At 69.1% G+C, this 13,765-nt stretch carries 10 protein-coding genes; 2 read left to right on the top strand and 8 right to left on the bottom strand.

Annotated elements, in window-relative coordinates; genetic code table 11:
• Positions 1 to 53: 53 nt before the first annotated feature.
• Positions 54 to 1,901, bottom strand: a complete 1,848-nt coding sequence (gene ilvD, locus G3M62_RS11245) for a dihydroxy-acid dehydratase (RefSeq protein WP_165187043.1) — start codon at positions 1,899 to 1,901, stop codon at positions 54 to 56.
• 91 nt (positions 1,902 to 1,992) lie between these two features.
• On the opposite strand from ilvD, the gene G3M62_RS11240 reads away from it, so the two are divergent.
• A complete protein-coding gene (locus tag G3M62_RS11240) occupies positions 1,993 to 2,904 on the top strand; it encodes a LysR family transcriptional regulator (protein ID WP_281360095.1) in 912 nt (303 codons plus the stop codon).
• A 7-nt stretch (positions 2,905 to 2,911) separates the two neighbouring features.
• On the opposite strand, the gene G3M62_RS11235 is transcribed toward G3M62_RS11240, so the two are convergent.
• The 4 genes from G3M62_RS11235 to G3M62_RS11220 form a co-directional block, all read right to left on the bottom strand.
• The gene (locus G3M62_RS11235; protein ID WP_165187042.1) at positions 2,912 to 4,303 is read right to left on the bottom strand and encodes a hypothetical protein; all 1,392 of its coding nucleotides are present in this window, start codon (positions 4,301 to 4,303) and stop codon (positions 2,912 to 2,914) included.
• A 161-nt stretch (positions 4,304 to 4,464) separates the two neighbouring features.
• Complete coding sequence (locus tag G3M62_RS11230) at positions 4,465 to 6,219, bottom strand: nucleotidyl cyclase domain-containing protein (protein WP_165187040.1); 1,755 nt, start codon at positions 6,217 to 6,219, stop codon at positions 4,465 to 4,467.
• Positions 6,220 to 6,248: 29 nt separating this feature from the next.
• A complete protein-coding gene (locus G3M62_RS11225) occupies positions 6,249 to 6,653 on the bottom strand; it encodes a hypothetical protein (RefSeq protein ID WP_165187038.1) in 405 nt (134 codons plus the stop codon).
• Positions 6,650 to 8,722 carry a toll/interleukin-1 receptor domain-containing protein gene (locus G3M62_RS11220; RefSeq protein WP_165187036.1) on the bottom strand — a complete coding sequence of 691 codons (2,073 nt, stop codon included), beginning with the start codon at positions 8,720 to 8,722 and terminating at the stop codon, positions 6,650 to 6,652. Before G3M62_RS11220 ends, G3M62_RS11225 begins: the two co-directional genes overlap by 4 nt.
• 136 nt (positions 8,723 to 8,858) lie before the next feature.
• Here G3M62_RS11220 and G3M62_RS11215 point away from each other — a divergent pair, with 136 nt between their 5' ends.
• Positions 8,859 to 9,521 (top strand): Crp/Fnr family transcriptional regulator, encoded by a 663-nt coding sequence (locus tag G3M62_RS11215; RefSeq protein ID WP_165187034.1) that lies wholly within the window; start codon positions 8,859 to 8,861, stop codon positions 9,519 to 9,521.
• On the opposite strand, the gene G3M62_RS11210 is transcribed toward G3M62_RS11215, so the two are convergent.
• The 3 genes from G3M62_RS11210 to G3M62_RS11200 all read right to left on the bottom strand — a co-directional run bounded on the left by G3M62_RS11210 (position 9,518) and on the right by G3M62_RS11200 (position 13,729).
• Positions 9,518 to 10,291 carry a polysaccharide deacetylase family protein gene (locus G3M62_RS11210; RefSeq protein ID WP_165187033.1) on the bottom strand — a complete coding sequence of 258 codons (774 nt, stop codon included), beginning with the start codon at positions 10,289 to 10,291 and terminating at the stop codon, positions 9,518 to 9,520. The genes G3M62_RS11215 and G3M62_RS11210 overlap by 4 nt on opposite strands.
• Before the next feature lie 9 nt (positions 10,292 to 10,300).
• Entirely contained in the window at positions 10,301 to 11,134 is an 834-nt protein-coding gene (locus G3M62_RS11205; protein WP_165187031.1) for a glycosyltransferase family 2 protein, read from the bottom strand.
• A 114-nt stretch (positions 11,135 to 11,248) separates the two neighbouring features.
• On the bottom strand, positions 11,249 to 13,729 hold the full coding sequence (locus tag G3M62_RS11200; protein ID WP_165187029.1) for a TonB-dependent receptor: 2,481 nt from the start codon (positions 13,727 to 13,729) through the stop codon (positions 11,249 to 11,251).
• Positions 13,730 to 13,765: the final 36 nt, after the last annotated feature.

Here is a 13,765-nt window from a genome sequence, read left to right as displayed (position 1 = left end):
AGCGCGGCGTCGACCTTCCTCCAGGTCGACGCCGTTTTTCTTTGGGAGCAAGCCTACTCGATCTGGCTGACGTCGCGCACCGCGCCGCGCGCGGCGTTGGTGGTCATGGCGGCGTAGGCGCGCAGGGCCGGCGACACCTCGCGCTTGCGGCCAACCGGCTTCCAGGCGTTGGAGCCCTTGGCCAGCATGGCCTGACGACGCTCTTCGATCACCGCGTCGGGCAGGTCCAGGGTGATGCCGCGATTGGGGATGTCGATCAGGATCGGATCGCCCGTCTCGACCAGGGCGATCAGACCGCCCTCGCCCGCTTCCGGCGAAACGTGGCCGATCGACAGGCCCGAGGTGCCGCCCGAGAAGCGCCCGTCGGTGATCAGGGCGCAGGCCGCGCCCAGGCCCTTCGATTTCAGATAGGTGGTCGGGTACAGCATCTCCTGCATGCCCGGACCGCCCTTGGGGCCCTCGTAGCGGATGACGACGACCTCGCCGGCCACGACCTGACCGCCCAGGATGCCGCTGACCGCCGCGTCCTGGCTCTCGAACACCCGGGCCGTGCCGCGGAAGGTCAGGATGGAGTCGTCGACCCCGGCCGTCTTCACGATGCAGCCCTCGGGCGCGAGATTGCCGAACAGCACGGCCAGGCCGCCGTCCTTGGAGAACGGATGCTCGACCGAGCGGATCACGCCCTTCTCGCGGTCGGTGTCCAGCTCTTCCCAGCGCGCGGCCTGGCTGAAGGCGATCTGGGTCGGCTTGCCGCCGGGCGCGGCGCTGAACAGGTCGCGGGCGGTCTGGCTGTTGGTGCGGCCGATGTCCCAGCGCGCCAGGCCCTCGGCCATGGTCGTGGCGTGGACGGTCGGCTGGCTGGCGTCGATCAGCCCGCCGCGCTCCAGCTCGCCCAGGATGGCCATGACGCCACCGGCCCGGTGGACGTCCTCCATGTGGACGTCGGCTTTCGCGGGCGCGACCTTACAGAGGCACGGCACCTGGCGCGACAGCCGGTCGATGTCGCCCATCGAGAACTCGACGCCGCCCTCGCTGGCGGCGGCCAGCAGGTGCAGCACGGTGTTGGTCGAGCCGCCCATGGCGATGTCCAGGCTCATGGCGTTCTCGAACGCCGCGCGCGTGGCGATGCCGCGCGGCAGGGCCTTGGGATCCTCCTGCTCGTACCAGCGCTGGGCCAGGTCGACGATCAGGCGGCCGGCTTCCTTGAACAGGGCCTCGCGGTCGGCGTGGGTGGCCAGCACCGAGCCGTTGCCCGGCAGCGACAGGCCCAAGGCTTCCGTCAGGCAGTTCATCGAGTTGGCCGTGAACATGCCCGAGCACGAGCCGCAGGTCGGACAGGCCGCCTTCTCGATCGCGGTGACTTCCTCGTCGGTATATTTGTCGTCGGCGGCCACGACCATGGCGTCGACCAAGTCCAGCGAGCGGATCTGGCCCTTGATCACCACCTTGCCGGCTTCCATCGGGCCGCCCGAGACGAAGACCACCGGAATGTTCAGCCGCATGGCGGCCATCAGCATGCCGGGCGTGATCTTGTCGCAGTTGGAGATGCACACCATCGCGTCGGCGCAGTGGGCGTTGACCATGTATTCGACGCTGTCGGCGATCAGGTCGCGGCTGGGCAGCGAATACAGCATGCCGCCGTGGCCCATCGCGATGCCGTCGTCGACGGCGATGGTATTGAATTCCTTGGCCACGCCGCCGGCGGCCTCGATCTCGCGGGCGACCAGCTGCCCCAGGTCCTTCAGGTGCACATGGCCTGGGACGAACTGGGTGAAGCTGTTGGCGACGGCGATGATCGGCTTGCCGAAATCCTCGTCCTTCATGCCCGTGGCGCGCCAAAGGCCTCGGGCGCCGGCCATGTTGCGGCCATGGGTGGAGGTTCGCGAGCGATAAGGAGGCATCGGTAGGGTTCCAGATTGGTCGCGAGACGGATGCCTGACTTTCACGGCGTTGTGAAATATATTATTCAACGCCTATAAGGTCGAAAAACAAATGACCATCGACACACGACAGCTCAGGCACTTCGCCGCGGTCGCCGACACGCTGCATTTCGGCCGCGCCGCCGAACGCCTGCGCATGACCCAGCCGCCGCTCAGCCAGTCGATCATGGCGCTGGAGCGCACCCTGGGCGCGCCGCTGTTCATTCGCACCAAGCGCAATGTCTGGCTGACGTCCTTCGGCGAGCAGTGGCTGCCCCAGGTCCGCAAGGCGCTGGCGACGCTGGACGCCCTGCCGGACGGCGCCCACCGCCTGCGCGACGGTCTCAGCGGTCACCTGTCGCTGTCCTTCGTCAGCACCGCCGACTACAGCATCCTGCCCGGCCTGGTCCGGCGCTACGCCGAGGCCTTTCCCGAGGTCGAGATCCGCTTGGTCGAGACCACCAGCGACGTCCAGATCCCCGCCCTGGCCGCCGGCGAGGGCCATGCCGGCATCATCATACCACCGCACGATCGGGTCCTGCCCGAGCCTCTCGCCTATCGGCGCCTGCTGTCCGAGCCGCTGGTGGCGGCGGTTCCGACGACCTGGATCGACGAGGGCCGGCTGCCCGTCGGCGACGGCGTCCTGTCGGCCGAGACGGTGATCGACGCGCCGTTGATCCTGTTCCCTCGCCAGGTCGCGCCCGCCTTCCACGACTTGGTGACAGCCTATTTCACCACTCGCCGCCAGCGGCCCAGGATCGTCCAGGAAGCGATCCAGATGCAAACCATCATCAGCCTGGTCTCCGCGGGCCTGGGCGTGGCCCTGGTTCCGGCCTCGCTGCGCAACCTGGCGCGCGCGGGCGTCAGCTATCTCGATCTCGACGGCCCCGCCCCCGTGCTGGAAACCGGCCTGGTCTGGCGGCGCGACGACGACACCCCGACCCTGCGCGGCTTTCTGAGACTGTTGGACGAGTCCCAGGGCTGACCAGCGCTCAGCGGTCGATCGCGCTCGACGCGGCCGCGGCCTCGAGGGCCAGCCGGCGCCACGCCTCCAGAACCTCTTCGATCCGCTGCCCGAGGGTGAAGGGCTCGCCCCGTTCGAGACAACCGAGCACGCGGCCGACGCCGGCCCGCAGGTCATCGGCGATGGCCGCCCAATCGCCCTGCAACGGCCGGATCCGGCCGATCTGCTCGGCCAAGGCGCCCGACGGCGCCACCACGTCATGGAAAGCGATCTCGCGCGGCGATCGCGGCGGCGGGTCGAACGCCCAGCGCTGGTTGACGCCGCCGTCCTTGCGAAAGCACAGGACCGGCGTCCCCTCGCCCCAGAAGTCGTTGCCGACGCAGTCGAGGGTGAAGCCTGGATAGCTCACATTCTGGATGTATAGCCCGTCGTGAGGCGGCACATAGAACAGGGCGGCGGCCTGGTTGGTGACGGCGGCGCGGGCTTCCAGACGCGGCCTGGGGGCCTCGCTGATGAGGAAGACGGGCGCGGAATTGGCCAGGGTGATCAGTTGCGGATTCTGGTCGACGACCAGCACGCGATCGGGGCTCGTCGCGCTGGTGAAGGTGTAGGCGCCGCTCTGGGGCTGGAAATCCAGAATCCACCAATGCCGCTCGTCCTGGCGGCGAATGTCGCCGGCGCAGGCCAGATTGTCGTCGCCATACGACAGGCACAGGAACGGGACCCCGGGCAGCATGACCCGGATCGGCGGATTGCGCTCATGCCGGGCGAACGCCTGGCCGAACCTGTGCGCCGCGTCGGCGAACGGACCGATCTGGCTGTTCAGCTTGACCGCTCTCCGCGCGCGGTCCTGGGCGGCCTGGACCAATCGGTCGAGAACCGTGACGCAGGCGTCGGCCTCCGCCTTGGTCGGCGCGCGCCCCTGGAGGGGCCGCAGGAGTTCGGCCAGCCGGCCGTAGTGCCGCGCCGCCGTCACGTCGGCGAAGCTGATGATATCGCCCGCCATAGCCTGAAAGCTCGGCTTGACGCGATCGTCCCAGTCGCGCGCGGCGTCGATCAGGGCCCACCATGTGTCCTGCAGTTCCACGCTCTCGCAAGGCGCCGCCACGGCGGCGAGCGCGGCCTCCATGACCTGGGCCAGGCTGCCGCCGGCCGTGACGACGGAGCGCCTGCCGGGGGTCGGCGTCGTCTGGGCGCGCGCCGCATCCGCGCGCGCCTGGCTGGTCCGGACGAGAGCGGCCAGCTTCGCCCACGCCGCGCCGGACAGGGCGAAGGTGCTGGCGGACGATGCGGCCTCCGCTCCGGGGGAATGGCCCGCCGCCGTCACCAGGGACCGCGCCGGACGATGCGTGGAGGCCGGGGCAAAAAGGAGGAGTTCGCTCATGGCCTGCGCTTCCCAAGACTGCGCGTCACGGATCACCGGCCGGCGATTTCGACGACGATGGTCAGGCCGCGTGAGCGCTGATCGTCTCGGGCCGCGTGGAAACTGTGCTGGAGGTTCTCGCCCAGGGATGTGACGATCTGCACATCCCGCGCGAAAGGCCCCGCCCGAAAGGCCTCGTCGCGACGCCTAGGCCGGGCTCAGGCTCGAGCCAGGTTGAAGATCGGGGTCGCCGGAAAGCCCTTGCGACCGTGCGTGCGGCCGACATAGCCGCAGCGGAAGCGGTCCCCGTGGAAGGTGGCCAATGCGCCGGCCAGGGCCTCGCTGACATAGGCCGAACCGGGCGCGACATCCGGCTCGATCCGGGCGGCCACCACGACGTGGGCGCCCACCACGGCCGGCGCGCGAGTCAGGGGGTTTGTCCGCAGGTGGACAGGTCCGTAGTGTCCGCCGATCCTCAGCCCCAGGCCGCCTGGCAGTCCCTGTTCCTTCAAGTTCAGTCGGCGATGGGCTTCCAGTAGCCGCAGAGCGGCGACGGCGGCGTCGACCGGCGCGTCGAACACCAGGAACAGCCCGTCGCCCCAGGTTTCCAGGTGGCGCGGCGGCGCGTCCAGGGCCTCGACCACCCTGGCCATCTGTCCCATCACGATCTCGAAGAAGCCTGGGATCTGGTCGTCGCGCAACGCGCCGAACCCCTTCACGTCCGCGAACAACATCGCCTTCATCGCCCGGCCGCCCCGCGACGGGTCGCCGTCTTTTCCCGGCGACAGGTTGACGGGCAGCGGCGGGCGAACGCAATCGATCACCGACGAGGCTCGCCCGCCCGCCGACCAATAGGCCAGGTCGACGGCCACCCCCGCCGGTCCCGCCGGCGGCCGCCCGTCCCAGATCGCCAGCTGGATCGCCTCGGTCGACAGGGTCTGGGCGCGCAGCACGGCGCAGCCCATGGCGAACTGACTGGCATAGGCGAAGACCTGGTCGTCGCCCAGATACGGGTCCTGCGAGGCGTAGCGCACCGAGGCCGCCCGGCCGAAGCAGCGCTCGAAGCGTGGAAGCCAGCCCTCCCCGAACGGCGCGACCGAGGTGGCGATGAACGATTCGCGGTTCACCGGCAGCACCACGTGCAGCTCGGCCCCGGCCTCGAGCACGGCCTCGGCGAAGACGATGTCGGCTCCCGCCGCCAACCCGCCGTAGGCGAAACCGACGCGATGGTCGCGCAGGCGTCGGTCGATCTCGCCCCGCAAGCCCTCGAACGCTCCGGAGGTCCCTTCGCCCACCGCGTCGAGGATGTGGCCCGTGAAGTGCGCGCAGACGGGCGGCCGGAACGGCGCGAGCCAGGCCTCGTCGCGGCCGGTCTCACGGCAGATGATCGCCAGTTGGCGCAGGGTCGAGGCGTGGGCCGTGAAGCTGTCTGGAGCCTGCGCCAGGCCTCGCGCCATCATCGCCTGGGCCGCCGCGACGTCGCCGGTCAGGAGATGGGCCTCGGCGCGGCTGGCCGCGTCGTAATAGGCCTCGATCCCGCTCGGGCCGATGGGCTGGGACAGGTCGAGCACGCGCGAGGCCAAGGTTCGCGCGCCCTCGGGGTCGCCCGCCACCAAGGTCATGGTCGCGGCGTTCACGGCGCCATACAGGCCGCCGAAATGCGCGAACAGTTCGCCGTAGCGTCGGGTCGAAGCCCGCGCGAACGCCGCGCGTCGCGCGCCGACCGCCGCCAGGGCCACGTCCTTGAGCAGCCGCGCGCCCAAGGCGATGGAGGCGGGATCGTCCCGCACCTTGTCCAGTCCCAACCGGACATATTCCGAACGGGCGAAGTCGATGGCGTTGGCCCGCGCCAGGCAGAGCACCGCCGTGTTGGCGATCTCCAGCGAGGTCTGTCCGGTCTCCAGCGCGGCGTGAGCGATGTCGTAGGCCGCCAGGATTTCACCGCGCTGGATCAGCGCCGCGACATCGCTCATCTGGAAGGTGGTCGGTTCGATCAGACGACCTACGGAATACGGCCCGTGCCGTTCTCGATCTTCGGATCGAGATCAATGCTCTGGCCGTGGCTGTCGGTCATGAACAGGCTGTAGTCGTAGATGCCCATCCGAGCGCACTCGTAGATGACCTTGAACTGCGTGTACGGATAGATCTCGTCGCCGACGACGTTGGGCACCCAGAAATAGCTGGAGAAGTTGATGCCGTAGTCGTTGCGCACTTCGAACGGCAGGCTCTGGAAGGTCCAACCGTTGGCCACGAGCGTGTCGCTCAGTCGGAAGACGATGACGCAGCGCTCGCTGAGGTCCAGCGACAACCGCGTGGGATTGTCCGGATCGGCGACGTTCATGAAGTTGTAGCCGTCGGTGATGCCGATGACGAGTGGGACAACTTTGGTGGGCGTAGGTTCGGTCATACTGAATCGCTCCCCGATCTGAGGATGCCAGCTAGAGGTGAGTTGCGCCAAAATGCAAGGAAGCCGGGGTGGGCGTAACCTTGAATTTTCAGTGACTGTACGATCGCCTCGGCGCGGTCGTTCTGGCCCAGGCCAAGATAGGCTCGCGCCAGGATATCCTTGCCCTGCGGCGTGAGACCGCCCGTCTGCGCCGACAGCACCGCGACCGCGGCTTGATTGTCGCCCGCCACCCAATGGCCGAACCCGGAGAGCACCGCGCGATCGGCCTCCTCGCCTTGTGAAGCCGGCGCCCGGCGCAGGCGATCCAGCAGTTGGGCGGCCGGGGCGCGGCCGCCTTCGATGTCGCCGCCAACGCGCTGCAGAACGATCTGCTGCTGCGCCAGCCGCCCGTCCAGGCTGGCGCTCCAGGCCTGGACGCCCTCCCCGGCGGTCCGCAACCGCGCCAGGGTGCGTTCGGCCTCGCCATGCTGTGCGCGCGCCTGAGCCAGATACCCCGACCAGCAGGCGAAGTCGGCCGCGTCGATCTGGGCGACCAGCAGGGCTTTCAGCCATTGGGCGTTGGTGGGATCGAGGGCCGCCAGGGTTCGCAGGCCCGACAGCGCCCTGGCCGCCCTGGTCCGCCCTTCCTCCATCCGGCCGAGGTCGAGCTCCAGCCGCGCCAGGGCCAGCTGGGCGGCCAGGCTCTTGGCGGCCAGGGGCTTGTCGTCGGGGGCCTTGGCCGAGGCGTCGGCGAGCAGAGTCGTCGCCGCCGCGCGCTCCCGATAGGCCTCGCGCGAACGGCCCAGTTTCACCAGGGTGTCGGCGACCCAGGCATGGGCGTCGACGGCGTCGACGATCCGGCCCTCGTCGGCGGGCGCGCGAACGCGCTCGGCCTCGAACACCCGCAGCGCATCGTTGAACGCCGTCAGGGCGTCGGCCGGCCGGCCCTGCTCGAACAGCAGGGTGCCCAGATTGCTCTTGGCGTAGGCCACCTCGAGACGCCAGTCGCCGTTGTTCGGATCCAGCGCGACCAGCCTCTGGGCCAGTTCGCCGTATTGCTTGAAACCCCGCTCGGCCTCGACGGCGTTCCCCTGGCGCCATTCCACATAGGCCAGCCAGTAGACGTTCTGCGCCTCGTCGAAGATCCGGTCGCCGTCGCGCGGCGCGCGGGCGGCCAGTTCGCGAGTCGTGAACGCCGCCTGGCTGAACGCGTCGCGCGCCCCGGCCAGGTCGCCGCGCTGGTCGCGGATCATGCCCAGCAGGGTCAAGGCCTTGGCGCGCTGGGCCAGGGCCTTGTCGTCCAGCTCGTCGGGCCGCGCCTTGGCGTAGTGCGCCAGCACCTTGCCGCTCACCCCGTCCAGCACGTCCAGGCGGCCGACCGGCTCCAGCTGCTTGCGCAGATCGCCCAGCATGTAGGCGACCAGGCCTTCGGACTCGTCGCGCTCGGCGCGGGCGATCTGCCGCGAGCGGAGGGTGGCGACCGTCATCGCCCCCATGCCCACCGCGACGATCACGGCGGCCGCCGTGAACGCCCCCATCAGCCGCAATCGCCGCCGGGCGTCGCGCTGCACCAGTTGGTCGAGGCTGACATCCATCAGGCCCGCGGCCATCTTCAACCGCGCCAGCCGGCGACCGTCGGCGCCGCGCCGCAGATCGACGGCCAGCGGCTCGCCCCCCGCCGGCAGGGCCGCGCGCAGGGCCGGCGGCAGGATCTCGACCAGGGACAGATCGGCCGGCGTCGACCCGGCGATCACGCAGATGATCCGAGGGTTGTCGTGGCTCTTCAGGAAGTGGGCGAGCTCCTGATCGACCCACCGAGACCGCGCCGACGCGGGAGAGCACAGGACGATCATCGCATCGGAGCGATCCAGGGCGTCGCGGATCACTTCGCCCAGGTCCGAGGCGGCGGCCAACTCGTCGCGATCGCGGAAGATCGGCTTCAGCTCGCGCCCGACCGGCGCGCCTCCCGTCCGTGCAACCAGGCCCCGCGGCGCCCTGTAGGTCTCCAGCGCGCGGTGTACCCATTCGGCGAGTTTGCGATCGAGGTGGCTATAGCTGATAAACGCCCTGTACCGTCTGACGCTATCCATCCATCTTCCCCTAACGACCGCGTATCAGGGGCTTTCGATGACCGTCGTTTCCGCACCACCCCAGCGCGCAGGAAGGAATACGCCGACCGGCGGAGCACCGGAAGGCGGCTTCCTCGCCAACAGGCTTTTTCGACACATGGAAGCCGGCGAGGTCCAGGCCGTCGCGGCCTCGGCCGAGACCCTGCGCTACGGCAAGGGCGAACTTGTCGTCCAGCGACAGGACCAGGACGGCGGCCTCTATCTGGTGCTGGAAGGGACCTTGCTGGCCAACCAGTACGCCCGGTCGGGGCGCGAGGTCGGCTATCGCCGCATCCAGGCCGGCAGCTATTTCGGCGAGATCTCGGCCATCGACGGCCTGCCCCGGTCGGTGAACATCGTGGCCCTGGACGACGTGCGGATCGTGCATCTGCCGCAACGGGAGATTCTGCGCCTGTTCGCCGAATCACCCCGCTTCATGCGGGCTCTGCTCGAGGACCTGGCCGGCATGGCCAGGGCCCTGACCGACCGACTGTTCGAACTGACCGCCGTGTCGGTGGCCTGCCGGGTCGATATCGAACTGCTGAGGATGGCCGCCCTGGCCGGCGTCAAGGACGGTCGCGCGACCATCCACCCCTGCCCCACCCATGCCGAGCTCGCGGTGCTGGTCAGCAGCCAGCGCGAACCGGTGACACGAGAAATCAACCGCCTGGCCAGCCTGAACATCGTGTCCCAGACCGGCCGGACCCTGACGATCCTGGACATGCCGGCCCTGACGGCGGAGATCGACCGCATCGGCGGCGACGCCCAGTTCGGCGACTAGCCGACTTTCAGCGCGATGTGGCCACGCCCGGCGACGGGCCTGCCGAAGGTGGTCCGCGCGACCGGCTTGGCGACCGGCAGGAACGCCTCCAGAAAGCGCCAGACGGCCTCGTCGTGGTCAAGGTGATGGGTCAGCAGGCCCAACGGTTCGTCCCACGCCGCCTTGACGCGCCGCTCGGCCAGCAGCCGCCGGGTGCGAAGCAGGAAACGCACCGTTCCGCGGAAACGCGGCTCGGGCTTCCAGCGCATGACATCCAGATGGGCGTCCAGACGATCGGGCTCGGCCTCGCCGCGCATGTCGCCATAGCAGGATAGCCCCAAGCCCTGCAGGCCAAGCGCCCGCTTCAGGGTGGGGTGCGCGTTGTTCCAGGGCGGCACGAACAGGCGCGGCGTCACTCCGGCGCGGCGAAACACGTCGATCGCCGTGCCCAGGTCGGACATCACGTCGGCCAGACGGTCCAGATCGTTGACCTCGCCGGACGGCCAGCCAGGCGGCGCCCGGTTCTCGTGTCGGAAGCCATGGACGGCCAGTTCGACGTCCGGGATCGCGCGGCTGGCCTTGGCCAGGGCCACGATGTCGCCGTCCGGCACGGCCGCGATGGTGATCGGGGCCGCGAAGCGGACCGACAGGCCAAGCAGCCGCTCCAGGGCGGGCGTGGGCCGGCGCGCATCGTCGTCACGCCACCAGAACACCGGCGCGTGGCCGCGCGCCTTCCAGCGGGCCAGTTCTGGCCCGATCAGGGTCGCGATCAGAAGACGGTGGAACGACATGGCGAAAGCCTATGCCGAATGGCCCAGCCTGGTGTCATCAAAACTGATCACCGCGCTTCCGGCGGCGTGCAGGGTGGGCTGCATGCTCAGGGTACGGATTTCACGCGCCTTGAGGTTCGAGAGCAGCGGATAAAGGCCCGCCATGATGGCGATCAGGAAGCCCATGTCGCCCTCGCGATAACCCTTGCGCGAGACATAGCACTTGTAGAACCGGCGCACGCCCCGGAACAGATCGTCCCACAGGCTCTTGATCTTGCCGCTCTCGGCCAGGTCCTGGCCGCGCAGGGCGGTGTAGCGGTTCAGGCGCTGGACCATGTCGGCGATGTCGTCGTCGACCTTATGCAGGATGGCGTTGTTCAGTCGGCCGCCGTAGACGCCGGCGAAGGTGGTGCCGGGATGCACCCGCTCGCTCTTCCAGCTCTTCACGCCCTTGCGGAACAGCCGCGCCACCGAGGAGGCGCCGAACGAGCCGCCCCAGCCGTGGCGCACCAGCTGCGCGCCCACGAAGTTGTCGACCGGCACCTGGTACCAGTCAGCGGCGTCCGATCGCGCGACCGTCTCGCGAATTTCCTGGGCCAAGGCGGGAGTCACCGCCTCGTCGGCGTCCAGCTCCACGATCCATTCGCCACGGCAGGCCGCGACGCCGGCTTCCTTGCGCAGACCCTCGACCGGAAAGATGCCCGACACGACCCGCGCGCCCATATTGCGCGCGATGGCTTCGCTGCGGTCAGAGCAGCGATCCGCGACCACCACGATCTCGTCGCAGAACGCCAGGCGCGTCAGGCACTCGGCGAGGCGCGCCTCTTCGTTGTGAACGCAGACAAGTCCGGACAGGACAGGCATGAAATTTCCCCGACTTGGGGTCGGCCATGCGCGCACTTCCCCGTCGAGGGTTAGACGTTGCGGGAAACACCGAGCCTCAAAACTTTTTTGGCGTCGGCGCGCGTCGAGCGCCGCCTAGAAGGCCCGCGAAAGCAGCAGACTCCACGTGCGCGGCCGCAGCGGCGTGACCTGGCGCACCTGGCCGAAGCTAAAGGGGTTGCCGTAGGCGAAGGTGTCGCTGGACGCGTTGGCGGGGTTGGTGACCGACATGGTCCAATTCCAATCCCGCAACGCCAACTCGGCGGACAGACGGCCCGTGACATAGCCCCCCATCGACGGCGAAAACCGGCGATCGAAGGTCAGGCGCGACTGGCCCACATATTCAAGCTCGGTCGTCAGCACCAGACGCCGGTTCGGCGCCAAACTCCGCTCGTACCGCATCATGGCCCCGGCGGAGACATCCGGAACGCCGGGCAATTCGCTTTGCGCCGCCGAAGCGAAGTTGAGGTCGACCTTGCTGAGGCGGGGACGGTTGAACAGCGCGTTGGCGTCCAGGGTCAGGCCCCGGGCGGCCAGCACCGTCGCCTCGACCTCGAGCCCGGTGTTGCGGCCATTGCCGACATTGGCCGTGTAGGACAGGCCCGAGCTCAGATACTGGTCGGTCTGGATGTCGGTCCACACGTCGTGGAACAGGGCCGTGCGCAGGATCATGCGACCCTCCCACGGCCGTATGCTGGCGCCCACCTCGTAGTTGCGCAGGTGGTCGGGCTTGAACGAGCCGCGCAAGGTCGACGGCGCGACCAGGCCGCCTGAATTGAACCCGCCCGAACGATAGCCCTCCGACGTCAACAGGTAGAGCAGCCCGCCGCTCCCCCAGGTTTTCTGCAGTGAGAACTTCGGCGAAACGCCCGTGAAGCGCATCTGACGGTCCAGATCGCGCGATTGACCCGGCGCCGGCGCCTCGACCTTCGAGGTGGTGTGCACCTCGCTGCGAAAAGCGCGTCCGCCCAGGCTGGCGGTCCAGCCGCCGCCCAGGTCGTAGGCCGTCTCGCCATAGAGGGCCAGTTCACGCCGTCGGTCACGACGCGTCTCCAGATAGACCAGGCGCGACGGGTTGTAGATCGTGCGAGCCCGCAACTCGCCGTCGCTGTCTTCGAGGCTGGCCAGACCATACAGGCCGAACAGCCAGCGGAAACGATCGGTGTCAGGCGACGACAGCACCGCGTCCTCCACCAGCAGCCGCACCTTGCTGGCCTCGTCGAATAGACCCACGTCGACCGAGTCCGCTCCGGCCCCGTTCAAGGCGGCGGTGGCGTCGAACCGGCTGGCGAAACGGTGGCGAACATAACCCGTCGACGATACGAAACGCCCCCAGTCGCCGGCTCCGGTGATCGTCACCGCGCCCTGCTGCAGGACGTTCTCGTGGGTCTCGCGCACCTGATTGGCGCGCCTCTGACCGCCCAGGCCGGGCGTGGTGTACTGACTGTCGGTGGCGTCCAGGTCCTGGCGCGCACCGGACATCAAGACCGTCCAGTCTGGATTCACCGCCACCGACACCGCCGCGCGGCCGCCCTTGCGCGTGGTGCGGTCGACGTTCGAGAGGCGCAGATTGACGTCGTCGACATAGCCGCCGTCCACGTCGCTGTAAGCCGTCACGCGGGCGGCGACACGATCGGCGACGAGCGGCAGGTTCAGCACGCCCTCAAGACGACTGCTGGGCGAGCCGGATTCCGTCACGGCCGCGCCGACCAGGACCGAGCCCGACCGCTCGTTCAGGACCGGCTTGTTGGACACGATCCGGTAGACCCCGCTGAGCGACCCACCGCCATAGAGCGCGCCCTGGGGGCCGCGCAGGATCTCCACCCGGTCGACGTCGATCAGCCGCAGGTCGGGGTCGGGCGCGTTGTAGGTCAGCGGAATGTTGTCGAGATAGGTGCCGACGGTCTGCTGGGTCCGACCGGTGAAGGTGCCGTCCGACAGACCGCGCAGCATGATCTTGTTGCGCGCCGCGCCGAGGTTGGTGGTGATGAAGCCGGCGGTCTGCTGGGAGATGCTGGTCGTGTCGATCGCGCCGGAGTCGCCCAACCGCGCCTCGCCGATCACGCTGAGCCCGCCGGCCGCCGCGCCCAGTCGCGTGGGACGCTTGGTGGCGGTGACGATGACGCTGTCGATGGCCGTGGGGGCCGTCGAGGCGGGATGCGTCGTGACAGGCGGCCTGGCGACATGGGACGCGGGCTGGACAGGCCGGATGATGACCGTGGCGTTGTCGAGGAGCTCGAACCGGCACGGCGCGCCGGCGGTCACCACGTCCAGCGCCTGGCGCAGGGTCAGGGTCCCGACGACGGCCTTGCCGCGCCCCGGACAGGCCGAAGCTCCGCCCAGGGTGACGCGCGCCTGGACGCCGAGATCGATCAGCGCCTCGGATCGGGGCTTGGCGGGAATGTTGAAGGTGAAGCGGGCCGGCGCGGCCTCCGCCTCGCCGGACAGGGCCAGGCTGGTGGCTACGGTCAGAACGAAGAGAGGAACGGCGCCGCGCGGACGGCCGACAGCGAGCGCTTCGGCGCGCGCCGAATCGTCAGGTCGCAGTCGATGCTGGGATACCGTGTCCGAAATCATCGGGCTCCAGCTCTATCCCCTTAGAGCTCAAGCTTC

This window comes from Caulobacter soli, assembly GCF_011045195.1.
Lineage (GTDB): Bacteria > Pseudomonadota > Alphaproteobacteria > Caulobacterales > Caulobacteraceae > Caulobacter > Caulobacter soli.
This window is presented reverse-complemented; position numbering and strand designations above follow the sequence as displayed.